We start from the raw sequence: 26,323 nt of genomic DNA on the forward strand, positions 1-26,323 counted from the left end.
ATAGATTATGCGCTTAATTCCTCAACCAAGTAACAAACAAAATATTTTTCCTTTATTTGCCATTGCAACATTTAGTGTAAGTGCATTAACTTTACTCTTATTGATATTTCATAGTTCCATCTTAAAAACAGTCAGCACCGACTTACCAGCGAGCTTAGTACAACTAATAGATGGACGAGCAATTACAGTAAACAGCCAAGAAAATTTAGAACGTCACCCAGAAATAATACGTCGCTTTGTTGCTGAAGCAATGACTTTAATGTTTACTTGGTCAAATAAACAGCCAGCGTTAGCTACTTGGCAAGATACATCATCGCTGTTAACAGAAGAGATAAGGCAAACATTTGAATCAGAAATGCAATTTGCTGGTAATGCAATTAATTTGAGTAATAATACAGAAAGTCTTTTTATAATTAAACAACTTACCCAACCAGAGAAAATCAGCGAAGGTAGATGGCAAATCCAAATATCAGCCCATCGTATTTTATCTATAAATAATATTCAACAAGATACAGTACCGTTTATTAAAAGAATCTTAGTAAAAGCTGAAGATATATCATCAATCTCTCTACCAAAATCACCGACTCCTTTACAATCAGCTATTTATCGTTTAAGTGAAGCGCGACTAAGAATATATAAAGTTTGTGATATAAAAGACCAAAAATGTACATTGTAAATAGTTTACTGAGCTTTATTGCCAATAGCATTATCTTTATTTTATTCGTTTGCGTTTTTTATTTTTTTTACGATTCATTGTATCAACATTATATATTACAAACAAGCGGTGAAAACGATATGAAAAAGCCAGACAATAATAATAATTTACAATTAGAAGATTTAGAAGATTTAGAACAGGTACAACAGCATCCTTTGCCACCAGCCACACAAACAACTGACTGGGAAAAGCAAATGGCTGACCTAGTTGGTTTTGAAGACACTGATTTACAAAATGAAGAAACAACTAATAACGCTTTAGTTATTGCGGATAATAACAAAGAGTTATTACCCCCAGCACCGCAAGAGGTAAAAACTCAGCAGTCTTTAGCGTCAAACCCTTTTGCAAAAGTAGCTTTTGTCGGCGCCTCTACATTAATAGGAGTCATAATAGCTGGTACATTCCTATCACAAACCATGAATGGAACCAGTAAACCCAAAAAACTTCAACAGCAACCAATTCAAGCAGCTAATAATCTTAACGAATTAGAAGAAGCGCGACCAGAAGCGCAAATTGAAGAATTAAAAACAAAACTTGCCTTAGCAGAACAAGCTAATGCAGTTAAAGCAGCACAAAACCAATTAAAAACCTTTTCTCCACCACCTACCACTACCACTCCCACCGCACCTCCAAAAACCATAACGCGCGTAGTAGTTCAAAAAGTACCAACACCGGCGCCTACCGTATATATACCAAAAATTGTCACCGTCGAGCGAGTCGTTCAACCGAAACAAGTAGTACAATCTAGACCAGCACCAAATCCACCTCAACCAATAATAACTAGTAGACCAGTTTCACCTCGACCATCAACCCCTTCACAAGTCGCATCTATAAAACCAAACCTTCTAAAACCAGTTCTACCAAAATTACAACCAGTTTCTCCTCAAGTAATTGAAGAAATTGCTAGCGCGAAAGAAGGAGTAGACCCTTCAGTATTAAATAGACAAGAAAACACACAAGAAAACACACAAGATACTGCGGCAAATCTTCTTCCCACCCCAATTAGTAACCCTACCCTAGTAAATCAACCTACTCAAACAACAGAGCGCAGTGGAAAAAGCGTTGCAGTTGGAACCAGCGTTAAAGCGGTTTTAGCAACAGCAATATTCGGAGAAACAAACAAAGCAGCAAATGACAACAAAAACGATAGTACATTCGTAGTTCGTTTAAAACAACCATTAAAAAATATAGATGGCGCCATCGTGTTGCCAGAAGGTACTGAATTACTAGCGCAAATTCGTAACATATCAGATAGTGGAATGTTACAGCTAAATGTAACTTCAGTGATTCGGCAAGAAAACAACAAGTTGACAGAAACTACCTTACCAGAATCTGGCATTAAAATTCGGGCGCCGAAAGGGAAACCATTAATAGCAAATAAATACCCTGACAGAGGTAGGTCAATAGCGGGAATGGATGCAGGGTTATTTGTACTAGGAGGTATTGCAAAAGCTGCTGAGTTATCTAACCGTACAGATTCCCAGGTACTGACCACAGTTGGTGGTAATATCGTCACTCAGACTTCAAAACCTAACATATTAACAGGAGTATTAGAGGGTGGAATGAATTCTGTAGTTCCGCAAATTACCCTTCGTAACCAGCAAGCAATCTCAGAAATGACGGCTCGTGGTAATATTTGGTTCTTGAAAGCTGGTACTGAGGTTGAAGTGTATATTAATCAACCAATCCAATTCTAAATTCACATTCTCCTACGTAGCATATCTGTTTCAGATTTGCAGTGCAATTGATTATTTTTACCACAGAGACGCAGAGGGCACAGAGTATCTTAGCTTTCTTCTACATTTTCTTGGATGGTTGTAAACTCACTTCTCAAATCATCTTCAGGTGGCCTTTTCTCAAACTCCTCGTGTGTATATACCCATACCAAATAAACTGTACACTTTTCTTCACAAAGTACATACATTAAACGACCGCATCCTGCTGCACCGTCTAGCTCAGGGGTTTTAAATTTAATTTTTCTAAATTTAAATTTCGAGTCATAACACCCCTTTGGGAAACTCTCATCTTCTGAAAAAGGATTAGAGCCAGGATTTTCACGGAGTTGCTCAATATAGTAATCAACTAACTCCAAAAAAGAACTTCTAGCTCTTTCATTTTTACGATAATGACTTTTAATTACCTTTTTAAGGCTAGTTTCAAACCTCTTCAAGGGCACTATCTGATAAGCTTCGCAACCACTCACGAGTTTCCTCCGGCTTCAATGCCTTACCCTGATCTTCTAAGGACAGTTGTTCTAGAGTATCAGATAAAACGGCTTGATATCCAGGGTCAGTACGCTCAACAGCATCCAAAATATTTTCAACCAGCAGGTCTAATGCTTCAATACAGGAGTAGAAAGCTTCTTTTTGGTTGGTTACATCTAAAAACAACGTATATGCTGCTATCCGAAGTTTACGTGTTAGGCTAACTATGCCCTTTGGTGGCTCTTCGCGAAGAATATAAGCTAGTTTTTTTAAACTCTCACGGTCTTCATCAGAAAAATTGTTCCACTCCTGCTTAACTGTATTGGCTACTCTACGTAACCTGGCAGCTATTTCATCAAATCGTGATGATGGGCTGACCTTTCTTTGCCAGATACTCCGAATCTCGTAAGAATCAATCACAATTGCGGTGGACACAGCTTTACTCCCAGATATGCTCTGCTTTAACGCTTAAATAAAAAACAAATTTTTAAAGATAGACAAAACAGATTTTGAATTACCCTTATTTTACGACACCAGCTTTTTACTGTCTTCCGCATTAAGGAAATATATTTTACCATTTCTTCACAAGTCTTAGCCTTTGTACCGCAATGCCTGAGTTAGCTGCCCGGTATGGAAACAGGATAATTCTGTCTTAGTTCATCGATTATAAGCTGAACAGTGCCTAATCTTCTGTGTTTTATGCATCCTAGTATATAACGTGCTTAAAAGCACAGATGATTCAAATTATATACATAGGAAAGATTTATTCGTTATAAGCAAGTTTATCAACGGCGCCTTATGCAGCAGTAAATCAAGCACTCCTCTCTATGTTCTCTGTGCCTCTGTGGTAAAAATATTAACTGCACTGCACAGGCGAGACGCCTATGCTACAAGTCGGCAAAAATTTTGGGGGTGATTAGGAAATCACCCCCACTATGCCATACCTCTGTGGTTAAACTATTTAGTTGCACTTTCGCTCTCTTTTGAACTAGTCTGCAACATTTTGAGCAATTACAGGCGCCGTAAACACTTGGCTGTACATGCTAGCGGGTTGTTGTCCGGCAAATACAGGCAGTGCTTCACGCGCGTGTTGAGCAACTTCTACTGTCTTAACATCGTAAGCTTGGGTGACGATTTTTGGATATAAACCGATACCGATGATGGGGAGTATTAAACAAGCGGTGATAAACAGTTCGCGAGGTTTGATATCTTCTACAAATTCGTCGAGGTGTAATTCTTCGTTTTTCTTACCGTAGAACACTTCGCGTAACATTGAGAGTAAGTAGATAGGAGTTAGGATGACACCAACTGCACTTAAGAAGACTACTACAATTTTGAAGCTTGAGCTATATACATCGCTGGTGGAGATACCGAGGAATACCATCAACTCTCCGACGAAACCGCTCATACCAGGTAAAGCAAGTGACGCCATTGAACCAGCAGTGAACAGTGCGAATGTACGGGGCATTACTTTGCCCATACCGCCCATTTTGTCCATCATCAAGGTGTGAGTACGTTCGTAAGTTACACCAGATAAGAAGAATAATGCTGCTGCAATTAAACCGTGAGATACCATTTGCAGAACGGCGCCGCTGATACCAACTTCAGTGTAAGAAGCTATACCGATTAATACGAAGCCCATGTGAGCAACTGAGGAATAAGCCAAGCGACGTTTGAGGTTTGTTTGAGCAAAGGCGCAACATGCTCCGTAAATAATGTTAACTACACCAAGAATTGCGAGTATAGGAGCAAAGTAAACGTGAGCATTGGGGAGCATTTCCATGTTAAAGCGGATTAAGCCATAACCACCCATCTTTAACAACACACCAGCTAAAACCATTGAACCAGGTGCAGGCGCCTCACCATGTGCATCAGGAAGCCAAGTGTGGAAAGGGAAGATAGAAAGTTTTACGCCGAAAGCAATTAAGAAACCAGTGTAAAGAGCTAACTCTAAAGTGATGGGATATTCCTTCAAACCAAGTTGAACCATGTCGAAGGTTAAGGTATCACCATAAAATGCCATTGCTAAACCAGCTACCAAAATAAAGATAGAAGCAGCAGCAGTGTAAATAATAAATTTAGTAGCAGCGTAGCGGCGTTTTGCACCACCCCATATAGAAATCAATAAATATACAGGAACGAGTTCAACTTCCCACATCAAGAAGAACAGCAACATATCTTGCGCTGTAAACACCCCGATTTGAGCGCTATACATCAACAGCATCATTGCATAAAACAATCGCGGCTTGTTAGTAATCTTCCAAGACGCGAAAACAGCAAGTGTATTTATTAAGCCAGTTAACAAAACTAGCGGCATCGAAATTCCATCAACAGCAAGAGACCAATTTAAGCCAAGTTGGGGAATCCAAGAGTGCTTCTCAACAAGCTGATATCCAGAACTTTGAAAATCGTAATTGTGCCAGAAGGCAGCAATCATTAACGCAAAATCAGCAAACGCAACTCCTAAAGTGTACCAGCGAACGGTTTTGCCATCTTTATCAGGGATAAAGGGGATTGCCGCAGCCGCTACTAGCGGTAAGGCAATCATGGCACTCAGCCAAGGAAAATCAAAGCTATTCATAACTGATAATCGTTTTGTGTTTTCGACTTGTTTACATTATATTAAGGAATGTTTACTTTTGTAAACGGCATAAATCCTTATAAAATTCAATCTTAGGCATTTAACACTCGAATATTAGTAGTAAATACCTATTGCCTTTGGTGCAAGTCTATTCTATGCACAAAGAAATGTAACGTCAACGGTTAAGACTGACTTATAACTTCTTCATATATATTTACAATCTTCAGCCCAAGGATTCCTGATTTATTTAAAAAAAAAGTTAGGATTTTAACTCCTAACTCCTAACTCCTAACTATTTAAACGATTCGATTTACAATAGTCCACACCTCACCATCCGAACGAACGTATGGGACAGAAATGGTCTTAAAGCCCGTAATAAAAGGTTTGTAATAAACTTGCCAATAAAGAGGACTAAGTTCATCAGCGCAAGCTTTAAGGTCATGAAGTTCTGCTGCAAGTTCAGCGGCTATATCATTAATACGTTGGGCATGTATCTTAGCTTTGTTACGGGCAATTTCGAGTTGTTCCTCTTGTAACGCGCGCTGGACTCTGGGTGGAAGTCGCTGTAATTGACCTTTTCTTTGTCTAAGTTTGGCTTCGAGTGCGGCAATAGCGTCATCAATACCCTTTATTTCGGCAGCAAGTTGAGGGTTTTCTCTTGCCTGTTGCCGTAACACCTTTACAACATCCTGAAGTGAGTCATCACTCTCACTTAATGTAACGGGAGTTAGCGTCGCGCGTTCTTCACGCAAAGCATCTATCTGTATCTGAAGCGCGACAATTTCAGCTTGAAGTTTTTCCATATGTATATAAGTTATGAGTTTTGATCCCCCCCAACCCCCCTTAATAAGGGGGGGGCGAATGAATCTCTTCTTATTAAGGGGCTAAGAATCCGCTCTTGTTCCCCCCTTATCAAGGGGGGCTAGGGGGGATTAGTCTTTAATAACCCTGGCGCCATCATTATCAATATTTAGCGCACGTACTTGTGCAGCAACACCAATTTCTTTCCAAGCAGTAGCCATAGCAGCCACAACATCAAGAGAGTGAGATGTATCAGTTAGTGCAAGTAAAGTAGGCCCGGCGCCGCTAATTACCATCCCATAGGCGCCTGCATTGATAGCCGCAGCGCTAACTGCATCATACCCATTAATCAATGATTTCCGATAAGGCTGATGTAATTTATCTTGCAAAGCCGCTTGTAACCAACTTGTTTTTCCCGTCTCCAACCCACGTAATAACAAACCAAGGTGTGAAATATTAAAAATAGCATCCGCACGGCTAACTTCAGTAGGTAACACACGTCGCGCTTCTTTGGTCGAAAGCTCAAAATCAGGAATAGCAACAACAGGGACAATACTTTCATGCCAAGGGATATCACAAATCTCCCAACCGTTTACACCTGTTGCAGCAAGACGACAACCACCAATTAAAGCAGGAACAACATTATCAGGGTGTCCCTCCATAGATATTGCCAAGTCCATCACCTGCGATTGAGTTAAAGGTTCCCCAGCTAAAATATTGGCGCCAACCAATCCACCAACAATAGCAGTAGCAGAACTTCCCAACCCGCGCGCGAGAGGAACACCCAAACCAATCTCCATCTTTACAGGTGAAGGTGTTTGACCAAGGTGTTCATACAGTTTTACATACGCGCAATAAAGCAGATTATCCTTATATATATTGTCCACACGCGCAGCTTCACTTCCAGTAACAATAATTTGCGTCTCACCATCAACCAGAGTTAACTTAAAATTATTGTGTAACGTCAAAGCGGCGCCGATGCAATCGAACCCTGCACCCAGATTTGCAGTAGTAGCAGGAACAGTGACAGTAACCGAAGAATTAACAGACATTTACAAAAATAACGTAATCAATCATCCAGCATCCCATGTAATTGACCATTTTTATAATCAAATTCTTGTGGAGCAGGCATACGAACTGCCCATAAAATGAAGCTTAGGTGTCTCACCTGACCAACCACACAAGCAAGGCGCCCGGAGCTACACTAAAAACATGTCATTTCCAAAATACAAACGATTCCCTACATTTTTAATTCTGACAGTACTTGTAATATGGGTAACAGTACCCGTAAACCAGGCAACCATAGCCCAAACACCGATAAACTTGTATGAAAGGGCTAAATTAGAAGTTTCTAAGATAACAGGTATACTGACAGACAAACTTACTATAGTTAAACAAGCTCGTTTAGCTGATACTGGCATTACTAGGTTTAAGCTAAGAGACACCCAAAACAATATTTATGGTATATTCCTTAAATCCAGATGGTAGTAAAACAAGCGAAGAAGCATTAAACCAGGCTATTCAAGCAATCAACAATACAGGTTTTGTAGGTAAACTAGAAGCAGAATTAGCTAATCGTATTAATCAAGGAAATAATAAACCAATCAACGTTGTTATTTGGTTGAAAAATAAAAATACCCAAGGTCTAGGTAATTTTAACATCCCTAGCGGCGCCTTTCTTCAAGAACCGCTCATAAATCTACTTAAAGAAAATAACCAGCAGATTATCCTCCAATCTTCTTATGCTCCGGTAGTAGTAGCAGCAGTTACCCCTTCTTTTATTATAAAAATAGCCGAACGTTCAGATGTAGAGCGGATTTATCTTGAGCGGCGGAGAGTTCCAAGGTAAAAGATATTACGAGGCGCCTGAAAAAGCATGAAGTTTTTGATTGACGAAGACCTATCACCACCTGTCACACGATACCTAACCCAAAGTTTTGGTGCCAGCATGCCCATCCCACAAAAGTCTTATCTCCGAACAGCACAACTCAATGCTTTTGAGCTACTGTTACACAGCTTAAATTTGACGTGACATAATTTTTCATGTTAAACTATTCCCTAACTGGGGAATAGTTTACTATTTTCTAGCATTACTCAAAAATCACGTTGTGATTGTAATTTTATTTACTACTGTTGTATTTCATGATTTGAGAGGCAACAATTATGCTTATTGAGTCTATTTTTACTCCCTCAGAAGCTGCTGCATTCGTACAATTACCTACAAAACGAGTTTACAAGGAACTAGAATTTAAAGTATTGGCACCAGTATCTCCACCAGCAAATATTCCTTTTGCTGCATTGATTTATTTGCAAGCTCTTAAAGATGTAAATTTTGAATTCTCTGTTGAAAATAGGGCTATTTTATATCAACGTTTAGTTGAAGCATTGGGGTTAAGTTTACCAAGCCTTGGTATCGGGAATTACTTTGAGTTAAAGCTCAACTTGATTAAAACTGAGCTATCAGAACTAATTACACGCTTTGAAGCATGGAAAAAACAGTTAATATCTGATCCAAATATTATGGGTGGAGAGACTGTTTTCTCAGGTTCGAGACTTACTGTACGCCATGTTGGAGCAATGGTATCTCAAGGTGAGCAAGTATCTATCATCCGCGAAGATTATCCTTACTTATCTGATGAAGATATAGAGTTTGCTCATATTTATTTCAAAGCATACCCAAACGTAGGGCGCCCAAAAAAGCATGAAGTTCCTGATTGATGAAGACCTATCACCAGCGGTTGCATAAATACCTATGTGAAAATCTTCTGATTGATGCAGTTGCGGCTAGAGACCGTGGTTTACTTGGTTTCACTGATTACCAAATTCTACAATATGCTTTTGAAGAGGAGCGTATAATTATTACAGCGAATGTATGTGATTTTGAAAGGTTTGCTCGTAGCTGTGAACTTCATGCTGGTATTGTTTTTATCCGTAATGGTGCATTACTACGTAACGAACAAATAGCTGTTGTTGAAAAAGCTATCAACGCTATAACTAACGAATTAGAATCTGGACGCGATATGATAAATCGTGTTCTTTATATTGAGTTGGATAATACAATGATTTTTGAAACTCTACCACCAACACTTTAAAAATAAAACTTTGCAGATCAAGCTTGGGTCTAAAAGGACAGGCAAGGATGCCCGTCCCACAAGAGTGATGCTTTATACAGTGATTGAATCTTCTATGCAGTCGAGTGCATCTCTAATTTCAAGTTTGAGAGAATCTATTTCAGATGCAATTGTGTTGCAACTTTCGCGCAGCTTGTTGATGTGAGTATTTATGTTGGTTATACGTTTTAGGGTTGTGCGAATACGTAGGATTTGAGCTTCTACAGAGGTTGTATCAATACCCTGTTGAGATGCGCGCTGTAATTCTAGCTTTTGCTGCACTACTAAAAAACGGATGGCGGTAGGTAATAAATGGTGAGTTGTAGCTACCCAAGAACCCTGACCACAGGCGCCTTCTCCCCATTCTCCAATTTCTTGGGCTAAACCGTTGCTAGTACGACTGAGAAAAATTGCTGCTGAAGCGTTATGGTAACTCATTGCTTTGGAAAGATGCTCAGAAATACGCTTACGTCCCCAACCTTCAGATTCTCTATCCCTGACCTCGATAACTATCGAAGTATCTGTTGTTGTTAAAGATTTACTTGAAAATTTAACGATAATATCGCCAGGTTTATTATCGGTTGCAACATAACTAATTTCGGCGCCCATCAATTTTGACAAAGCTTGTAATTCCTGTACAACTTCTTCTTCGTAAGTGGCGCCTTTAAAAGTAGTATTTAACAAAGCTTCAGTTGCAGCATCATGACCCCGAATTTCTTTAGCTAGTTTATCAACTTCATCAGCAAGTGGTTTTACAGATTCTGAAACAGCACTTTTTACAGCTTTAGCTAAGGCGCCGTTTTCTGATGTTACATCTACAACAGCAGCAGACAACATTCCTTGGATGGAATCTTTACGGCAAGGGTCTAGCAAATTTTTGATTTGTTTAATGGCACTACCAATTACTGAAGATTCTTTAAAAGGGTCGATATCGCGCGCAATCATATTTTTGACATCATCAAGCTGACTTTTAATTACAGTCGAAGTGAGTTTGACCTGCGCTTGAATAGGTGCTAAAACTCCATCGTTGGCGCCAATCTTTTTAGTTAACTCAGCTTCCACAGTTTGAGGTACAACACCAACAACAGCAGCAACATCTGTAAGTAAAGCTTGTATTTGGCGTTTCACAAAGTCTAAATCTTGTGAGTTTTGAGTTCGTTGTAAACAGTAAGTACCAACTTCAAAGATTCGAGTAATTGCTTGCAGTCGGTCTTCTGGTGCTATTGGTAACAAGTATTCAGCAGCGTCTTTGCTAGTTATCTCTAAATTTTGAATCGAGACGCTGTTATTCTTGACTTGGATGTTGAAAGACTTTGTACCGTTTGTTAAAACCATGATTTTAGTTAGAGGTATGATGTGAATATTTCAGAAATTGGGTTTGTTGTGTAGAGACGCGATATATCGCGTCTCTACATTTACGGCGCCAATAAAATCGAATTACCGTCCCAGGCGATTTTTATCAACAAATTGATTGTTAGGATTATTCCACCAAAGCTCTCTTGCCGTTTTCTCTCCCACATAGCAAGCTGGCTCATTTTCACCTGGTCTTACATAAGCAGACCTTTTACCGCAGATACTGCCTTTATATGCTCTGTCATACGGACATTCGCAATTAGGATTTTGCTTAGTGCTGGGTTGTGTCGCGAATTTCGGCGCCCGAATACGAGTTGGCTTTATGAGAGTGGTATTACCTCCTGTATATTGGGCATAAGTTGGAGGAACGAATGCAGCAACAGTGAAAGGTAGAATTAAAGCCGTCTGAAGTAATTTGTTAAGCATTGTAGTTTTGTTGTTAACTTGGTTAATAAAGGTAAGGGATACTCACCTTGCATGTACGTTATTTCCTTACTCGGTTTTTAATTTCTTTGTCCCAATAAACTGTCAAAATCTGAGGATTGGGAAGCCCAGATAAACACACAACCCTTAAACCTCTCAAAGTATCCTTATATTGGGAATAAGGCGAATTATCCAGGTTGCGGTCATTAAGAGTGAAAAGCTGGGCGCCGTACCGATACTTCTTTTGCCCATATAAAAGAGCAATTTTTATCATCGCTTCGCTAATTGCCCTTTGTTGCTGGCGCCGTTGTACGTGGGTGCTGTCTTTGTGTTTGGGCGCAATTCTGAGAGTATAAATTTTAGCCTTTTTCTCATCTTTTTCAAATATCAAGCTTAGGCGTTTTTTGCTATTCATGCAGGTTTGATACCGCTCGATATTTTTAATTTACTGGGAGTAAAGTAGATTTTCCAGACCAGGATAGTTCAGATAAACTAGAGAAAACTGAACCAATCTGACCTTTTCAATTAGGCTCATAACAAGATAAGCTATACGGAAGGAAAAATGTAGCAAACATTACAAGTAATGCATCAACCTAAATCCAGTACAGTTAAAGTCAGTCCGATGGGACAACAGAAACTTAGAGACGCGAAAAAAGCTCAACGCTCAAATATACATGGCACTTTAAAGCGATTGACCTACGAAAAACTTGCTGAAAAAGCTAACGTGTCCTTAAGTACAGTAAAGCGCTTATTTAAAGGAGAGACATTACTAACTGAATATGCAGAAGCAATAACTGATGCTTTAGGTGTTAATTTGCAAGATGTTATAGTAGAGGAATCAGCAAATGTGGATTTTCCATATGATGTTGAACGCCCTAGCCTTGAATCATACTGCTACGAAGCACTTTTTGATTCAGGTTCTCTAGTTCGCATTAAAGCACCTCATGGCATGGGTAAAACTTCATTAATTCAAAAAGTTATTTGCAAGTTTCAAAATCATGACTATACTACAGTAATCATAAGCTTCAACGATGCAGAACAAGAAGATTTCTATAGTTTAGAAAATTTTTTACGATGGTTATGTCTAATTATTGGTAATGAGTTAAATTTGCAAAATAGGCTAGATGAATTGTGGGATTGTAAAAATAGTAACAAAATTAACTGTACAAGTTACTTTCAAGATTATTTATTAAATTCAGTTAAAAATCAATTAATTCTGTGTATGGATGACATGGATTTAGTTTTTCAAAATTTGGAAGAATACGAAGACTTTTGTGGACTCCTACGTTCCTGGTATAATAAAATGCAGATTCGTTCTGCGTGGAAAAAACTCAAGTTAGTTGTAATACACTCAACTGAAGTGTATATGATAAAAGATATTAATCAATCTCCATTTAATGTTGGTATTTCTATAGAGATACCTGAATTGTCTTTACAAGAACTAATTAGTTTAGACAACTTGTATCAGTTAGACCTAGAGGTATATCAAATAAAACAATTTATGGATATTATTGGAGGACACCCTGAATTAGTCAAACAAGCATTTGTTAAACTTAAACATGACCAAAATATTAGTTTCTCTTCCATCTTAGAATATGCTCATACCGAGCAAGGTATATATAGAAATCATTTGCGTCAACACTTATTGAATTTAAAAAAACAACCAGAGCTACTTCAAGCTTTCAAAAATATAGTCATGACAAATAGTTCAGTTTGTTTAGAAGATGAAGTTAAATATAAGTTACTAAGCACAGGACTAGTAGTATTAGATGGAAATAATCTAAAAATTCGTTGCAAGTTGTACAGCGAATATTTTCGTAATAAACTAGGAAATGCCAATGAATAATGCATCGAAATCAATATATAGAGTTGGAGGGACTTTACCTGCTAATCATCCTAGTTACGTTATACGGCAGGCAGATTATGAACTGTATAACTTATTGAAGGATGGAGAATTTTGCTACGTTTTAAATTCTCGACAAATGGGTAAATCTAGTTTGCAAGTACAAACTCAAAGCACATTAGAAAATGAAGGTATTATTTGTGCGAATATAGATTTACAAGCAATTATTGAAAAGCAAATTACTTCAGAACAGCTTTATAAAGGTATATTATACGAGCTAGTGGGACAGTTAGACTTAGATGTGCATCTAAACGACTGGTGGCAACAGCATAATCAATTATCAGCAATACAAAGATTTAGTTTATTTGTAGAAAAAATATTATTAATTCAAGTTGATAAAAACATTGTTATCTTTATTGATGAGATAGATAAACTTCTGAGTTTAAATTTTCCATGTGATGATTTTTTAGGAGTAATTCGTAGTTTTTACAATAAAAGCGCTACAAATCCAGACTATAAGCGTTTAAGTTTGTGTTTACTGGGAGTAGCAAGACCTTCAGATTTAATACAAGACAAAGAACGTACACCCTTTAACATAGGTAAAGCAATTAATCTAAGTGGATTTCAATTTAAAAAATGCGATGCATTGATACAAGGTTTATCTATTATCAGTCAACACCCTGAAACTGTTTTTCAAGAGGTATTAAATTGGACGGGTGGGCAACCTTTTCTGACGCAGAAACTATGCAACTTAATTTTACAGTCGTCTGAATTAATTCTTACTGGCAATGAAAAAGAAAAAGTTAAACAAATCGTTAAGTCAAGAATACTTGACAATTGGGAAAGTCAAGACAATCCTGAACATTTAAAATCTATACGTGACAGAATACTCAATAATAAACGGTATACAGGACGTTTATTAAATTTGTATAATAATATTTTAGATTTTGAAAATAATCAGAAGGGAAAAGTAACAGCTTCTGATAGTTATGAGGTATGGCAATTAAGATTATCAGGTTTAGTCATTAAAGAAAATGATAATTTAAGAATATCTAATCAAATATATAAACGTGTTTTTGGCAAATTATGGATTAATAGGGAATTAAATCAGTGGCTCCCTTTTACCGAAAGTTTAAGGCAATGGGAAACTAACCAAGATAAATCACGATTATTAAAAGGACAGGAATTAAAAGATGCCTTACTATGGGCTACTGACAAGAACCTAAATGACGATGCTTATAAATTTTTAATTACTAGTCAAGGGTTAGAGAATAAAGAACTTCAAGGTTTGTTAGATTCACAAGAATTAAAATCAAGCTTAACGTATGTAAATCCTGACCCTGAAATTTTGAAGAGGGAATTAGAAAAGCAGCAGAATTTATTAGAAGAAGAGAAGGAAAAAAATAATATAGTTCAAAAGCAGATAAAACGAACTAAATTTTATTTTAAAATAGCTAAGATTCTAATATGTATATTATTTTTTCCATCTTTACTAGGATTTATAGTAGGATATTCCTACATAAATTCAAATCTCCATAAATTTTATCCAAGAGCTATTGAAGCAGAAACACTTAAAAAGAATCAGCCAGGTATAATGCAAGAACCACAACAAAGAGATGATTGTAAATGCCCTTAATTTAGGCAAGCAACATACATGTGGTCAAAACATTTTAATGCATGGTGCAGGCGCCACTTTTTCTCACGACTGCCCCAGTCATAAAAAGCATATTTCAATTTTTATGACGCTGTCATACACGAAGCTTCGCTGTTTTGCCAAAAATCATCTACTTTCTGCTTCCATAAATCCCAGCTATTAATAACCTGTTCTGGTTCAAACCAAGTTACGCTAGCTTCATCGGGAGTAGTGACAATCACCAGCGCGTTCTTTAATTTCAACCCATACTGACGATTAACGGCGCCGCAGTAAGCAGCTAGCTGTAAAGGCTCATCGTACAATGGCTTTAGACGTTCGGCTGACTTAAACTCAATCACACTAGGTATACCAAGAAAGTTGGCAACGCAATCAGCCCTGCCAGCATATCCTAAATAATAGTGAAACAAGTTTCCTTCAACCAGCCTGATATTATCGATATTATCTAGTATTGGCAACAATTTTTCCCAATAAGGTCTGACCAAGTTAGGGCAGGAATAAGGCTGACCTAGAAGGTGCTTTGAAACTAGTTCGTGGATAATAGTTCCGCGTTCCTTGGATGCTTTTATTATTCGGTCGGCTTCAGTAGAGCCAACTTTTTCACGCCAGCGAACCAATTGCGCTTTCTGTAGTGGAGATTTGGTAGCTTGCAAAATGCTCGTTACACCTGGAAGACGAACACCGCGATTATCTACAAGGTATCCAATACCATTTTCCCAGGAGGGTTTGCCATGATAGTAAGGAAGAAGTTTAGTTTCCATATAAATACGTTGGGGTGAATAATTACAGAATATTTTGGTAGCCAGCACTTTTCCAGAGCAGTTCGGTTCAGCTCAGTCCTAAATGAACTGAACTTTTTAAGTAACAGTAAGTTAGCTATGCTGTGTTTAGTCGTTAAAAAATCCCCTCAGCAATGGCTAAACCTAATCAATCCGCTAAACCCCGTGGTGTTGCAGCAACTTCGGGAGGAATTAAGAAAATTAAACAAAGGATTGCTGAACTAGAGAAACAAGAAATTCACAAATTAAATAGAAAGATTTGGACACAAGATTATATTGTAGAGCGCACTGGTGTATCATTAAGTACATATAAGCGTTTTTTGTCAGGAAAGCCTGTAGAACCTGATTTTATTACTTGGATAACTCAAATATTTGGTTTAGAACCGCTAGATGTCGTTTCTTCAGATGAGTGGAACCAAGCAATAGTAAATTTACAACCAAAGCAGAGCAAAGATATTGACTGGCGCCTGGTTTGTAGTAAAATGCTGGAAAAACAGCAAGAAACCCAAAGACTCAGAAGAAAAGCAACTGAGATGGGGTTTGAATTAAATATATATGCCCGTCTGGGTTTGGTAGAACGAAAACAACAGCAACGTCGTGCAGGAAATATTGAACCAAAGCAGTTAAATCAACTACAACCAGAAGTCATTGCCAAAATCTATCAACATGATGAATTTCTCCAAAGGTTTACAGAGCAAAACCAAGGTTGTAAAAATAGACATACTGCAATCATTGGAGAAGCAGGAGCAGGAAAAACCACTTTATTAAGTAAAATTGCATCTTATATTCAAAAAAACACAGAAAATTTATTTGTCTTTATCTCTTTGTCCAACTTAGAAGGACGAAGCTTACAAAATTACCTTATTAAACAGTGGCTTCCTGAAGCTATGGGGGTAAGCTACCCTGAACTTGATGTTACGCCAGAAATAGAAAAAAAATTTATAAAGCGCTTTCGTCAAGGTAGTGTGCGGCTGCTATTAGATGGCGTAGATGAAATGCAAAATACTACACCTTTACATTCGATTCAATCTCAATTAAAAGATTGCCTAAATCAGATAAGGGTCGTATTAACCTGCCGCAATAATGTTTGGGATGCAAGTGTTAATAATGAAATTACGGGGTTTGATACATTCAAAGCCCAGGAATTTGAATCAGAGCAAGTTAATGAATTTATCGAAAACTGGTTTGATGGCGCCAATGATAAACAACAAGGCGATTTACTAAAAGCTAAATTGCAAGAACCAGGAAGAGAAAGAATCCGGGACTTAGTAAGAAACCCTCTTCGCTTATCACTACTGTGCCAAACCTTTGATGTTAATAAAGGCAGCTTCCCAGAAACTAAAGCTGCTCTGTATAAACGGTTTATTTTGTATCTTCAGGAGTGGAAGCAACATTTTTATTCTGTAGATTGGGAAATTCAAAAAAAATTACATAAAGCATTGGGCAAATTAGCATTGGCAGGAATTAATAGCGATACTAAATTTATATTTAGAGAAAGCGTGGCACGTCAAGAAATGGGCAATAGCCTATTTGAGTTAGCTCGTGATGTTATTTGGTTACATCAAGTACACAGAGATATACAAACCGATGAGCCTGTTTTTGCATTCTTTCATCCTAATTTTCAAGAATATTTTGCAGCTTTAGCAATCGATGATTGGGATTATTTTCTTAAGCATGTTCCGCTTAATCCAGAACAAGGCACTTATCGAATTTTTGAGCATCAATGGAAAGAAGTAGTTCTATTATGGCTTGGAAGAGATAATATCGCAGAGGCTAAAAAAGCAGAGTTTCTCTCAAGCTTATGCGAATTTGAAGACAAATGCGGAGGTTTTTATAAATGTCAAGCTTTCTTTTTAGCTGTTGCTGCAATTGCTGAATTTAAAACTTTTCCGTGGAGCGATAGTATAATAGAGCAATTAGTAAAGTTTGGTGTTAGTGAAGCTTATAGATATCTTAATCCAATTCCTTTAGAAGCAAGAAATTTAATAATACAAACTAATCAACAAAAGATAACTCAAGCTTTAGTTAATTTAATTAAAAAATGTCAAGACGAAAATATTATATTACTAGCGATAAAAGAGTTAATTAAAATTGAGCAAACAAATCAAATTATCAAACCAATTTTAAATCAGTTAATAGAGAAGACTAAAGATGAGTATAATTATTTAATGTTTGTATGGAACTTAGGTAAAATAGATAAAAATAAACAGATATATATAAAATTGTTAGCAGAATTCATTCAAAAATCTAAAAATGAAGAAAACCTATGGCTTGCAGCACATGCTTTAAGCCAATTAGAAATAGAAAATTTAATAGCTATCAACACTTTGCAAGATTTAGCAGAAAACTCACAAAATCAAAAAGTTTGCAAACATTGTATATATACTTTAGTAGGTATTGCTAAATTTAATCCAGAGGCTATTATTGCTTTAGGTTTGATTATTGAAAGTACACAAAATGTAAATGTTATTAAGCTAGCTATTTATTCATTAAATGATGTTGCTAAACATAATTCAGATGTCATTTATATTATAGTAGAAATAATTAACAATGTCACTAATACAGACATCGCTACGCAATTAATACTTGTGTTACGAAAAATAGCTCAATATAATGTAAACGCTATAATTGAATTAGGTAGATTAAGTTTTGAAAATAATAATCAAGAAATTCAATTACATGCAATGTGTCATTTAACAGAGCTATCAATACTTAATCCTTCGGCTAGTTGCATATTTAAACTAATTTTGAACAAATTAAAATTAGAAAATTATGAACAGTATACAATCATGTTATACTGGATTAATATAATTGTTAAAGATTATGATGTTCTCTTAAATAAAGCATTAAAATCTAAAAAATATGAAAATTATCAATTTTCTGAAAAAGATTTAGAATTTTTACGGTTATATGCTGGTGAAGATAATAAAAAAATTGTTTCTAATTATTCTCGACAAATTCAAAATCCTTTAAATAATGATGATATTATTCAAACAGCAGTGTTTATATTAAGCGACAAAGGGATAGGAGATTACCAAGCTTGTACAACTTTATTGAAATTAATAGATAAATCTCAAAGCCAAGAAACTCGTTCAATCGCAATATATTCTTTGAAAAGCATCTTAACACAAGATTTAATTCTGAAAATTCTTACTGAGTTTAAAATTAAATTATCTAGTGAAATTTTTGAAACAGACTTTGAATTATATCATGAGTTTTATCAGTTGGCATGGTACTGTGCTAGAAATATAGCTTATCCAGATTTTTTTAAAGCTTGGCACTATGAATCTTCTCTAATTCAAAGTTTCAAAAGTCAATTTACAAATATTCGCTTACAATTGAAAGCTATGGAAAAAACATTTCCTATTCTTATTAACGCTTATGCACTAGAAAATGAAACTGATACAAGTGCTATATCTCAAGAAATATGCAACCAAATCTATCTCGAAGCTTTATCTGATGTAGAACCGCTAGAAGTGAACAATGCTCCTCAACTAAAGCGTCTTATCCTTAGATTTAAAAACCAACTGAAGACGCAAAAATTAGCTATTATTATTGAAAATTGCCAGCCAAGTCAAGAACTGATAGCTTTTTGCCGCAAAATTACTGATGTAGTGAGTATTGCTTGGATAACTGACGAACCTCTAGAAGCACCCTTGCGAGGATTCCCACCTAATCAGCCAAATTTACTCAATGCAATTCAAAGCTGGATTAACGAAATAGAGTAACAAACCAAAAATGCAAACTCCACGAAGTAATATCTATGTTGGAGTTTGTACTAAACATGCAATGTCCTCACCCAAGCGCGAAATCATTGGGATTAAGTGTTAGTAGTCTATCTACATTACCCTTAAGCGCAGCTTGGGCGATTAATGCATCATAAATTCCTCCACCAGGAAGATTCAAGCCGAGCATTCTGGTTATAGTTGCTTCATAATCTTCGGCGCCAAGAAATACTTTTTCAAATCTTTGGAGGTTTTCATTAATTAAGCGTTGGGCAACCATTGGACTTATTCGAGGAGTGCGTGGAAGCCGTGTAAGTATAGCATAAAGTTCAGCTAGAGTGTGAGTTGAAACAACACCTTGTATTTCTTCTGAGGCAGCACGCTGTAGCCAAGGTAGGCTGTCTAAATATCTAGGATGGTCTTCAAGAAGCGTAGCTTATATCTTGCAGCATTCAAGGGCAAGCTCAAAGAAACCGGGCATATGAACGACAAACCAAGGGTTTCTAGTAAAATCTTTCTCAAGAAGCCCGGTTTCTCGGACTGGTGCAAGATGTAAGGTAGCAACTAGAATTGATGTGTCAAATAATATTTTCACTCTGGTATAAATTGATTTATTCTTTCTTCACGTAAGTCATTAATTACTGCCTCATAGTCTACATTATTTTGAGCCGCTTTTACTACTAAAACTTTACCAACATATTTAACAGGGCAGTGTTCTTCAACTAAACCCCGTAAGGCTGTTTCAATTACTTCATCAATATTATTAAATTTTCCTGTTTCGAGTAGGACTTGAATCATCCCTTCTTGCTCAGGTGTTAATGTTATGCTCATGACTATATTAATATCCTCATTAATATCCTCTGGTAATCTGCTTTTATAATAAAGCTTTACTGCAATCTCGACATCATACTCTGAAGAAGCAGTATAAGTAAATCGGCACCTATCCTGTTAATATTTAGTATAACTGGTCGTGCTTATTAACCCAATTGCTTGCAGATACTTTACAACTCTCTCGTACTCAAGTTCGTTTATACTCTATAATGCTAAGAATTTATGCTTCTTTTATAGTAACTATTTTTACATTCTTGTCTTGACTAGCATATTAATCAATTTCTCCACACTAAATAGATCAATCTCGCCATTCATCAAATTATTTATTTGTCGCTGCGTCTCACCTAACAAGGCAGCTGCCTGTTCAGTAGTTAAGCCTTGGTTTAGAATATATCGGCGCAGTTTTATCATGAGGTCAGCGCGCGCTTTTAAATCTGCTGCCTCCTCGGCGCCAAAACCTAAATCCTCAAAAACATTGTCGCCACCTTGAGTCATTGTCATTGCTTTACCCTCTATTATATGTGGTAAATTATTTCCGATATGATGAGTAACCGAAGCGGCGAATAGTTCGAGAACCTATTCGCACAAACCAAATTTGTGGATCTGGGTACTTAGCCCTAAGACGGTTTGAAGCGATAATTTCATTAGTATCCATTTCCCAAGCACCTGTATCGATATAAATTGCAACAATCTTACCTCGGTTAGAAGCTTCAACTTGTGGTTTGATATTAGTCTCGTAAATTTCGTCACCACGGCGAGCAAAATCTTCAAAGCTATATCTCGGTTGTCGTGCTGTCATTTTCTTAAATCTTAATTTTATAAACAGTAGATATAAATTTAAATCTATTTTATCACTGTGTGTAAATTTAATTGATGATTTTGGTTTCGTAACCACGTCTACAATTTGCACTTGGAAGTAAATAGTGCGTTAACTTCATCAACTGTTACGTTTTGTTTCAGCTTTTCGTCTTGGAATAGAACAGTTAAAGTTCCAATTTAGGTATCTAAAAGTTGGGCGCCTTAAAAAAGCATAAAGCATATAGACAGCTTTCGATGGGGAAGGCGCCATTAATGCAAACGGCGCCACTATAAAGTAAGTGGTAGGATGCATGGTATAAATAACTCACTCAAACACAAGCTTTTGATAAATCAGGGCGCCTCTAAACGCTGACAATAACTGGGGGTTGTAATGGGTAAATTGATTGCACCAGCAGAAGTACGAGCTAAACACCTTGAAAATCTTAGAAAAACTCGCGCTCTCCATAGCTCAGGCAAACGAGATGATGGATAAATTAATAGTACATCTCGATGCTCAAATTGCAGCCCAACCGCAACGAACAAAGCATTTTAAGGCTAATTGAATTAATTAAGGTAGAAAAAGACTTACTCTAAAAACCAGAGTATACTAAATTTTCTTTCTGACAACGGATTTCAAAAGCTAATAGTTTGTCGGTTTCTGCATCAACTACTTTTTTTGCTCTTGCGTCTCGCTTACAATAAGCTCTCCCAAAATCTGCTCCCTTTGGTAAATTTACCTCTACTTCCCAAATTTGACGATTCCCATCAATATCGTGAAAATTGCCATTAGTCCCTTTTTGGTAATCTTTCCAAGCTTTGCGTTCAGCTTTAATAAGTGTGGCGCCATCTTTTAGCTTACCAATTGCGACTTCTTTAGAAATCAGTTTGCTTTCCGGGACTCTACTGTTATCTTTATAAGTAGGTTTTTTCGGTGGTTTAACTTGATTTTGATTATTTGGATTAATTTTATTTTGAGAAGTTATTTTTGCATTACCAGACTGATTGCGCGTTTGTGCGTAAGCCGAACTTGCACCAATTGTCAAACTGATAATGGTGGCAAAAATGATTATTTTTTTCATAGTAGTCGAAGTGTATAGTTGGTTGCTCAATTTACAAAGTTCAGTAATAATAAGCATTACTGAATCTTTGGACTAGCATCGGGATATAAATTCTCCAAATCTTTACATACACTGTGTTTTGGCAACCCATGAATTTCACAATAGAGACAGAGCGTGAATAAAACGGACTTTGGATAGCTGAGGTAATAGAACTACCAGGTGTACTAGTTTACGGACAAACACACTTTGAAGCAGTAGCAAAAGTCCAAGCTTTAGCTTTGCACGTGGTCGCAGATAGATTAGAACAATAAGAAGTAACGCCAGATTTAATTAGCATCTCATTCTTGCTCTCTGTGTACTCTGGGTCTCTGTGGTAAAAAATACATCACTGCACAGGCGGGACGCCTATGCTACAACGTCATAAGTCATAAATTCCTAAAATCAAATGTCCGAATTTTTATCTCGCAGACAATTTTTCAATTCCACAAAAACAGCTTTAGTTGGTTTCTCTAGCTTTACTTTGGCTAGTTTACTTCGTAATAATTCGCTGTCAGCAGCAGACAAAGTTATAAAAAATCTCGAAGCGCAAGTTCCTGTTTTGATGCGAAAATCTTTGATACCTGGTCTTTCTGTTGTGGTGATAAGAAACGGTGAAGTTTTCTGGAGTCGAGGTTTTGGTGTTACTAATCAAGTTAATAAAAAACCTGTTAATAATGACACTATATTTGCTGCTGCTTCGTTGAGTAAACCTTTTGTTGGTTACGCTGCTCTAAAAATGATTGAGCGAGGTCAGCTTGAGTTAGATAAACCTTTATCTGACTATACTGCTAAACCTTATATTTCTGACCCACGTTTAAAATTAATCACTCTACGAAGAGTTTTATCTCATACTACTGGTTTTCCTAATTGGAGTGGTGATGCTCCTTTACGCATTTTAAGGGCGCCTGGTAGCAAATTTGTTTACTCTGGAGAAGGTTTTCTATATTTACAACACGTAATTGAAGAAATTACCCAAATACCTTTAGCCCAATATTTACAGCAAAATTTCTTAGACCCTTTAGGAATGAAGAGTAGTAGCTTTATTTGGCAACCTGCTTATAATACACTTGCTTCTGATGGACACGACCGCCAAGCAAAGCCCAAACCAATGCGTAAACCTCGACAAGCAAGTGCAGCAGGTAGTTTACGCACTACTGCAACTGATTACGCTAAGTTTATTATTGCCATGATGGCACCGGGAAAAGTTGATAGTCCAAAACTTAGTGAAGCTAGTTTGAAAAATATGCTCACTCCCCAAATTAAGATTAATCAGAAACTCGATTGGGGTTTGGGTTGGGGATTAGAAAAAGCTTCTAATGGAAATTTCTTTTGGCATTGGGGCGACCTTGTGACGTTCAAAAGTATTATTATTGCATCTTTTGATTTAGGCGCCGGAATTGTTATGCTAACTAATAGCGAAAACGGTTTAAAGATTAGTAGAAATGTTGTCCAGCAAGCAATTGGTGGACAACATCCTGCTTTTGATTTTTGGATGATTGAGTATTAGGTTAAGAAATTAATCCCCCCAACCCCCCTTAGTAAGGGGGGCTAAAAGGACTCTTCTCCCCCCCTTAGTAAGGGGGGTTAGGGGGGATTTTCAACTATCTACTAGCAACCTTTTTGGCTGCGGCTAACATTAAATTTGATTCATTTACACCAAATTTATAGCCAATGCCAAAATTCAAAGGTTCAATGCTGTTATTCGATTGGTAAATTTTTCTCAAGTCAGCTTGATAGCTATTACTGAATAAACCGATGGGACGACTGTAAGAACCATAAAATTTTAAGTTCCATTGCGATGAAGCAAATGACCTGAGTGGCATTCCAGAGTCATCTTGGAGTAAGTAATTACTATCAGCTAATATCAAGTTTTTAATTTCTGAGAAGCTTTCATTGTGCATCAAATATGAAGCAGCTTTGAGGTAAGTGACTTTATTGTCTAACTGGTTTACAAATTTAACAAACTCCGGTCGTTTCTTTAATCCATCATTCGATAAATCTGTAGAAAAGTAGTATAAATCACGAGCTTCAGTTTCACCTTCGGGAATAAAAGCAATTTTTACCCCTGACACCATCCCCTTTGCAAATTGTTGAACTTTGCCGTCTTTATCTAAACCTATATATTGGACATTCTGGATACGATTATTAGTACGCGCGAGAAAAACGTATAAAATTGGTAGAACTCCTTGTTTTTCCAAGTCTACCTTCATATCGTTAGTACGGAAAAAGCTAAATTGCAAGATTGCATATAGCGAACTTCTTGCTTCCTGTAGCTTTGTGTTCTTCTGACTCTCGTTCAAACTGGTAAAATCAGGCACATTACCCACTGGTTCTAAACCAGCTAAGACAAATTGTTTTGCTTTAGGAAATAGAGAATAGGAGTATAAAAAATCAGGCCCGCTAAAAGGATATAAAATTGTTGGAGAAGTTGCATTAACATTTTGTAGCTCTTTTTTCGTCCAATCTCTAACCTTAGTTAATTGCTGTGCATCTAATTTTGACCAAGAGTTTTGATAAAATTTTTGATGGCTTTGCCAACTATTACTTTTTTGCAATGCAGCTAGTTTACTTCCCGCATCTACATTAATTCCAGCTAGGGTTTTTGCTGTATCTGTTAAAAGCTCTGATTTAGATTTATCAACTTCTTTTTTAGGTTCTTTGTTGTCTTTAATCGCTAATTGCTGGTCTGATTGCCGTGCTTCATTATTACCACCTGTATTTTGGCAGGCACTAGAGCAGAAAAGTAAAGCGGTGAATGCTATACAAGCCGGAAAACATGAATAATATTTCTTATTGTTCATAGTTGTAAATAGTTGATAATTTCGTATGGTGGCTTAAGCCACCGTACATATTGGTGAGTTAAGATGCTTTGAGTTGTTTTCTGGCAACTAGTAAATAAACAACGGCGCCAATGAATAATGTGCCAATACCCGCTAGTGACTCAACAGGTTTATTCATCAGAATAAAAGCTAATATCCACACACTGATAAGCAAAAATATGATTGGTGTGATGGGATAACCCCAGGTTTGATAGGGACGAGGTGCATCGGGATATCTCAAGCGGTATACAAAAACACCTAAAACTGTGATAAATGATGACAAATTTAGAGTAAAGCCAAGGTAGGTAATTACTGCCTCAAAGCTAGAAGTAATCAGTAATACAATGACAATCGATAATTGCAGAAGAATCGCATAGAAAGGTGTTCCCTGAGAATTCTTTTTCGCAAGTACTTTAAATACAGGTATATCTTCTCCAATGATTTGGGTTACTCTGGGCCCAGCCAAAACCATCGAACTAATCGAAGAAATTAGACCAAAGGAAATCAACAACCCCATTAATTTAGCTCCGGATGAACCGAAGATTTGATTGGCAGCAATGTAACCCACTTCAAGTTGACCCGCTAGTTCACTAATTGGTGTGGTGCGAAGGAAAGTCAAGTTGAGCAGTAAATATAACCCCATCACAATCAAGGTTCCGATGATTAAAGAGCGAGGTAAGTTCTTTTCTGGCTTTTCAACTTCGCTCGCTAGGTATACTGCAGCATTCCAACCTGAGTATGAATAGGTGACATAGACAAGAGATACAGCAAAGGGTGAACTGAATATCAGGTTGAAGTCTGTACCAGATGGTAAGAATGTTAGTTCTTGAGGTTGGGTGAAAAATAAACCACAGCCAATCACCACCACAATCAACATCACTTTCAGAATCGTGGATACCTGCTGAAAGTAACTGCCAAATTTGACAGTGGTGGTATGAATCAGCGACACACCAACCACAACCAACAACGCGATTACTTTTGGAGGCGCCATTGGAAATACACTGTTAAAATATGCTCCCAACGCCATACCCGAAGCAGCTATGGGTGCGGCAAAACCCACAGTCACCGATATCCACCCCGACAAAAAACCAACAATGGGATGATAAATACGAGATAAGTAATAATACTCACCTCCCGACCTTGGCATCGCTGCACCTAACTCTCCATAAGCTAAGGCGCCGCAAATCGAAAAGACTCCACCTACTATCCACAAAAATAGAAGAGCGAAACCTGATTTAATACCTTCTAATTGAAAGCCCAAACTAGTAAATACACCGATGCCAATCATGTTAGCTACAACTATACATATGGCTGTAAATAAGTTAATACTCTTAGAGTGTTGCTGTTGATCTAAAGACATTCAATTAACCTAAGTGTTAACACTGAATATAAATATAAATTTAGTAGTTTTTCGTACTAATCCTCCTTTGTTCTGTTGTATTCCATAAAAAAGCAATATGCCAAGTGTCATGCATAGACTTAATACCCAAGGCGCCAAGTCAATACTGCTCGGTTAAGGATTTTTTGCAATGATTACCGACATGCAGAAACCGAATTAATACGGTCTCTACAAGGTTTTGGGTTTATAGAATT

At 37.1% G+C, this 26,323-nt stretch carries 27 protein-coding genes and 1 pseudogene; 11 read left to right on the forward strand and 17 right to left on the reverse strand.

Translation table 11 applies throughout. The features are described 5' to 3' along the window. Positions 1–7: 7 nt before the first annotated feature. Together DSM106972_RS45640 and DSM106972_RS45645 are read left to right on the forward strand one after the other, a co-directional pair. Positions 8–676: a hypothetical protein gene (locus tag DSM106972_RS45640; protein WP_127086921.1), complete on the forward strand. Its 669-nt coding sequence runs from the start codon at positions 8–10 to the stop codon at positions 674–676. Between the two features lie 119 nt (positions 677–795). Then, positions 796–2,412 carry a TrbI/VirB10 family protein gene (locus DSM106972_RS45645; RefSeq protein ID WP_158632985.1) on the forward strand — a complete coding sequence of 539 codons (1,617 nt, stop codon included), beginning with the start codon at positions 796–798 and terminating at the stop codon, positions 2,410–2,412. Between the two features lie 89 nt (positions 2,413–2,501). Here DSM106972_RS45645 and DSM106972_RS45650 read toward each other — a convergent pair whose 3' ends face one another. The 5 genes from DSM106972_RS45650 to thrB all read right to left on the reverse strand — a co-directional run bounded on the left by DSM106972_RS45650 (position 2,502) and on the right by thrB (position 7,353). Continuing rightward, complete coding sequence (locus tag DSM106972_RS45650) at positions 2,502–2,918, reverse strand: hypothetical protein (RefSeq protein ID WP_127086923.1); 417 nt, start codon at positions 2,916–2,918, stop codon at positions 2,502–2,504. Further along, the gene (locus DSM106972_RS45655; RefSeq protein ID WP_127086924.1) at positions 2,872–3,354 is read right to left on the reverse strand and encodes a hypothetical protein; all 483 of its coding nucleotides are present in this window, start codon (positions 3,352–3,354) and stop codon (positions 2,872–2,874) included. The genes DSM106972_RS45650 and DSM106972_RS45655 overlap by 47 nt, the downstream gene beginning before the upstream one ends. Positions 3,355–3,907: 553 nt before the next feature. After that, on the reverse strand, positions 3,908–5,500 hold the full coding sequence (locus DSM106972_RS45660) for an NAD(P)H-quinone oxidoreductase subunit 4 (RefSeq protein WP_127086925.1): 1,593 nt from the start codon (positions 5,498–5,500) through the stop codon (positions 3,908–3,910). 296 nt (positions 5,501–5,796) lie between these two features. Beyond that, positions 5,797–6,303, reverse strand: a complete 507-nt coding sequence (locus DSM106972_RS45665; RefSeq protein WP_127086926.1) for a hypothetical protein — start codon at positions 6,301–6,303, stop codon at positions 5,797–5,799. Positions 6,304–6,432: 129 nt separating this feature from the next. Beyond that, positions 6,433–7,353 (reverse strand): homoserine kinase, encoded by a 921-nt coding sequence (gene thrB, locus DSM106972_RS45670; RefSeq protein ID WP_127086927.1) that lies wholly within the window; start codon positions 7,351–7,353, stop codon positions 6,433–6,435. 160 nt (positions 7,354–7,513) lie between these two features. Here thrB and DSM106972_RS54460 point away from each other — a divergent pair, with 160 nt between their 5' ends. The 4 genes from DSM106972_RS54460 to DSM106972_RS45690 all read left to right on the forward strand — a co-directional run bounded on the left by DSM106972_RS54460 (position 7,514) and on the right by DSM106972_RS45690 (position 9,393). Continuing rightward, positions 7,514–7,789: a hypothetical protein gene (locus DSM106972_RS54460; RefSeq protein WP_127086928.1), complete on the forward strand. Its 276-nt coding sequence runs from the start codon at positions 7,514–7,516 to the stop codon at positions 7,787–7,789. Continuing rightward, entirely contained in the window at positions 7,761–8,150 is a 390-nt protein-coding gene (locus DSM106972_RS45680; RefSeq protein WP_127086929.1) for a hypothetical protein, read from the forward strand. Before DSM106972_RS54460 ends, DSM106972_RS45680 begins: the two co-directional genes overlap by 29 nt. A gap of 314 nt (positions 8,151–8,464) precedes the next feature. Then, positions 8,465–9,019, forward strand: coding sequence for a DUF433 domain-containing protein (locus tag DSM106972_RS45685; protein WP_127086930.1), 555 nt, complete (start codon positions 8,465–8,467; stop codon positions 9,017–9,019). Continuing rightward, positions 9,019–9,393, forward strand: a complete 375-nt coding sequence (locus tag DSM106972_RS45690; RefSeq protein ID WP_201800878.1) for a DUF5615 family PIN-like protein — start codon at positions 9,019–9,021, stop codon at positions 9,391–9,393. Before DSM106972_RS45685 ends, DSM106972_RS45690 begins: the two co-directional genes overlap by 1 nt. Before the next feature lie 72 nt (positions 9,394–9,465). Here DSM106972_RS45690 and DSM106972_RS45695 read toward each other — a convergent pair whose 3' ends face one another. From DSM106972_RS45695 to DSM106972_RS45705, 3 genes are all read right to left on the reverse strand, one after another. Then, a complete protein-coding gene (locus DSM106972_RS45695; protein WP_127086931.1) occupies positions 9,466–10,746 on the reverse strand; it encodes a hypothetical protein in 1,281 nt (426 codons plus the stop codon). A gap of 102 nt (positions 10,747–10,848) precedes the next feature. After that, entirely contained in the window at positions 10,849–11,190 is a 342-nt protein-coding gene (locus DSM106972_RS45700; RefSeq protein ID WP_127086932.1) for a hypothetical protein, read from the reverse strand. Between the two features lie 58 nt (positions 11,191–11,248). After that, a complete protein-coding gene (locus DSM106972_RS45705) occupies positions 11,249–11,602 on the reverse strand; it encodes a DUF4258 domain-containing protein (protein ID WP_127086933.1) in 354 nt (117 codons plus the stop codon). Positions 11,603–11,770: 168 nt separating this feature from the next. Here DSM106972_RS45705 and DSM106972_RS45710 point away from each other — a divergent pair, with 168 nt between their 5' ends. Next, positions 11,771–13,033, forward strand: a complete 1,263-nt coding sequence (locus DSM106972_RS45710; RefSeq protein ID WP_127086934.1) for an AAA-like domain-containing protein — start codon at positions 11,771–11,773, stop codon at positions 13,031–13,033. Beyond that, complete coding sequence (locus DSM106972_RS45715) at positions 13,026–14,666, forward strand: AAA-like domain-containing protein (RefSeq protein ID WP_158632986.1); 1,641 nt, start codon at positions 13,026–13,028, stop codon at positions 14,664–14,666. The genes DSM106972_RS45710 and DSM106972_RS45715 overlap by 8 nt, the downstream gene beginning before the upstream one ends. 101 nt (positions 14,667–14,767) lie before the next feature. Here the strand turns inward: DSM106972_RS45715 and DSM106972_RS45720 are convergent, their stop codons facing one another. Further along, positions 14,768–15,442: an exonuclease gene (locus tag DSM106972_RS45720; RefSeq protein ID WP_127086936.1), complete on the reverse strand. Its 675-nt coding sequence runs from the start codon at positions 15,440–15,442 to the stop codon at positions 14,768–14,770. A gap of 500 nt (positions 15,443–15,942) precedes the next feature. Between DSM106972_RS45720 and DSM106972_RS45725 the strand changes: the two genes are divergently transcribed. After that, the gene (locus DSM106972_RS45725; protein ID WP_158632987.1) at positions 15,943–19,188 is read left to right on the forward strand and encodes an NACHT domain-containing protein; all 3,246 of its coding nucleotides are present in this window, start codon (positions 15,943–15,945) and stop codon (positions 19,186–19,188) included. Positions 19,189–19,255: 67 nt separating this feature from the next. Here the strand turns inward: DSM106972_RS45725 and DSM106972_RS45730 are convergent. The 5 genes and pseudogenes from DSM106972_RS45730 to DSM106972_RS51860 all read right to left on the reverse strand — a co-directional run. Next, a pseudogene (locus DSM106972_RS45730) lies at positions 19,256–19,555 on the reverse strand (PIN domain-containing protein); the annotation flags it as partial. Between the two features lie 221 nt (positions 19,556–19,776). After that, positions 19,777–20,016, reverse strand: a complete 240-nt coding sequence (locus DSM106972_RS45735) for a ribbon-helix-helix domain-containing protein (RefSeq protein ID WP_127086938.1) — start codon at positions 20,014–20,016, stop codon at positions 19,777–19,779. Positions 20,017–20,262: 246 nt separating this feature from the next. Further along, on the reverse strand, positions 20,263–20,517 hold the full coding sequence (locus DSM106972_RS45740) for a helix-turn-helix domain-containing protein (RefSeq protein WP_127086939.1): 255 nt from the start codon (positions 20,515–20,517) through the stop codon (positions 20,263–20,265). A 28-nt stretch (positions 20,518–20,545) separates the two neighbouring features. Then, on the reverse strand, positions 20,546–20,815 hold the full coding sequence (locus DSM106972_RS45745; RefSeq protein WP_127086940.1) for a hypothetical protein: 270 nt from the start codon (positions 20,813–20,815) through the stop codon (positions 20,546–20,548). A 138-nt stretch (positions 20,816–20,953) separates the two neighbouring features. Beyond that, a complete protein-coding gene (locus tag DSM106972_RS51860) occupies positions 20,954–21,127 on the reverse strand; it encodes a hypothetical protein (protein WP_158632988.1) in 174 nt (57 codons plus the stop codon). Positions 21,128–21,248: 121 nt separating this feature from the next. On the opposite strand from DSM106972_RS51860, the gene DSM106972_RS55205 reads away from it, so the two are divergent. Continuing rightward, on the forward strand, positions 21,249–21,377 hold the full coding sequence (locus DSM106972_RS55205; protein WP_267901227.1) for a hypothetical protein: 129 nt from the start codon (positions 21,249–21,251) through the stop codon (positions 21,375–21,377). Positions 21,378–21,404: 27 nt separating this feature from the next. Here the strand turns inward: DSM106972_RS55205 and DSM106972_RS45750 are convergent, their stop codons facing one another. Further along, positions 21,405–21,893 carry a hypothetical protein gene (locus DSM106972_RS45750; RefSeq protein WP_127086941.1) on the reverse strand — a complete coding sequence of 163 codons (489 nt, stop codon included), beginning with the start codon at positions 21,891–21,893 and terminating at the stop codon, positions 21,405–21,407. 424 nt (positions 21,894–22,317) lie between these two features. Here DSM106972_RS45750 and DSM106972_RS45760 point away from each other — a divergent pair, with 424 nt between their 5' ends. Further along, positions 22,318–23,418, forward strand: a complete 1,101-nt coding sequence (locus tag DSM106972_RS45760; protein ID WP_127086942.1) for a serine hydrolase domain-containing protein — start codon at positions 22,318–22,320, stop codon at positions 23,416–23,418. A gap of 94 nt (positions 23,419–23,512) precedes the next feature. Here DSM106972_RS45760 and DSM106972_RS45765 read toward each other — a convergent pair whose 3' ends face one another. Continuing rightward, positions 23,513–24,712, reverse strand: coding sequence for a hypothetical protein (locus DSM106972_RS45765; protein ID WP_127086943.1), 1,200 nt, complete (start codon positions 24,710–24,712; stop codon positions 23,513–23,515). Positions 24,713–24,770: 58 nt separating this feature from the next. Beyond that, a complete protein-coding gene (locus tag DSM106972_RS45770; RefSeq protein ID WP_127086944.1) occupies positions 24,771–26,090 on the reverse strand; it encodes an APC family permease in 1,320 nt (439 codons plus the stop codon). Positions 26,091–26,323 lie beyond the last annotated feature (233 nt).

Origin of the sequence: Dulcicalothrix desertica PCC 7102 (assembly GCF_003991905.1) — a bacterium.
Taxonomy (GTDB): Bacteria; Cyanobacteriota; Cyanobacteriia; order Cyanobacteriales; family Nostocaceae; genus Dulcicalothrix; species Dulcicalothrix desertica.

Coding starts and splice junctions, on each gene's coding strand:
- DSM106972_RS45660 (WP_127086925.1), bottom strand. CDS start 5,500: ATGAATAGCTTTGATTTTCCTTGGCTGAGTGCCATGATTGCCTTACCG.
- DSM106972_RS45735 (WP_127086938.1), bottom strand. CDS start 20,016: ATGAGCATAACATTAACACCTGAGCAAGAAGGGATGATTCAAGTCCTA.
- DSM106972_RS51860 (WP_158632988.1), bottom strand. CDS start 21,127: ATGCATCCTACCACTTACTTTATAGTGGCGCCGTTTGCATTAATGGCG.
- DSM106972_RS45700 (WP_127086932.1), bottom strand. CDS start 11,190: ATGCTTAACAAATTACTTCAGACGGCTTTAATTCTACCTTTCACTGTT.
- DSM106972_RS45665 (WP_127086926.1), bottom strand. CDS start 6,303: ATGGAAAAACTTCAAGCTGAAATTGTCGCGCTTCAGATACAGATAGAT.
- DSM106972_RS45740 (WP_127086939.1), bottom strand. CDS start 20,517: ATGACAATGACTCAAGGTGGCGACAATGTTTTTGAGGATTTAGGTTTT.
- DSM106972_RS45695 (WP_127086931.1), bottom strand. CDS start 10,746: ATGGTTTTAACAAACGGTACAAAGTCTTTCAACATCCAAGTCAAGAAT.
- DSM106972_RS45760 (WP_127086942.1), top strand. CDS start 22,318: ATGTCCGAATTTTTATCTCGCAGACAATTTTTCAATTCCACAAAAACA.
- DSM106972_RS45745 (WP_127086940.1), bottom strand. CDS start 20,815: ATGACAGCACGACAACCGAGATATAGCTTTGAAGATTTTGCTCGCCGT.
- DSM106972_RS45645 (WP_158632985.1), top strand. CDS start 796: ATGAAAAAGCCAGACAATAATAATAATTTACAATTAGAAGATTTAGAA.
- DSM106972_RS45680 (WP_127086929.1), top strand. CDS start 7,761: ATGGTATATTCCTTAAATCCAGATGGTAGTAAAACAAGCGAAGAAGCA.
- DSM106972_RS45750 (WP_127086941.1), bottom strand. CDS start 21,893: ATGAAAAAAATAATCATTTTTGCCACCATTATCAGTTTGACAATTGGT.
- DSM106972_RS45720 (WP_127086936.1), bottom strand. CDS start 15,442: ATGGAAACTAAACTTCTTCCTTACTATCATGGCAAACCCTCCTGGGAA.
- DSM106972_RS45640 (WP_127086921.1), top strand. CDS start 8: ATGCGCTTAATTCCTCAACCAAGTAACAAACAAAATATTTTTCCTTTA.
- DSM106972_RS45690 (WP_201800878.1), top strand. CDS start 9,019: ATGAAGACCTATCACCAGCGGTTGCATAAATACCTATGTGAAAATCTT.
- DSM106972_RS45770 (WP_127086944.1), bottom strand. CDS start 26,090: ATGTCTTTAGATCAACAGCAACACTCTAAGAGTATTAACTTATTTACA.
- thrB (WP_127086927.1), bottom strand. CDS start 7,353: ATGTCTGTTAATTCTTCGGTTACTGTCACTGTTCCTGCTACTACTGCA.
- DSM106972_RS54460 (WP_127086928.1), top strand. CDS start 7,514: ATGTCATTTCCAAAATACAAACGATTCCCTACATTTTTAATTCTGACA.
- DSM106972_RS45715 (WP_158632986.1), top strand. CDS start 13,026: ATGAATAATGCATCGAAATCAATATATAGAGTTGGAGGGACTTTACCT.
- DSM106972_RS45685 (WP_127086930.1), top strand. CDS start 8,465: ATGCTTATTGAGTCTATTTTTACTCCCTCAGAAGCTGCTGCATTCGTA.
- DSM106972_RS45765 (WP_127086943.1), bottom strand. CDS start 24,712: ATGAACAATAAGAAATATTATTCATGTTTTCCGGCTTGTATAGCATTC.
- DSM106972_RS45710 (WP_127086934.1), top strand. CDS start 11,771: ATGCATCAACCTAAATCCAGTACAGTTAAAGTCAGTCCGATGGGACAA.
- DSM106972_RS45725 (WP_158632987.1), top strand. CDS start 15,943: ATGCTGGAAAAACAGCAAGAAACCCAAAGACTCAGAAGAAAAGCAACT.
- DSM106972_RS45705 (WP_127086933.1), bottom strand. CDS start 11,602: ATGAATAGCAAAAAACGCCTAAGCTTGATATTTGAAAAAGATGAGAAA.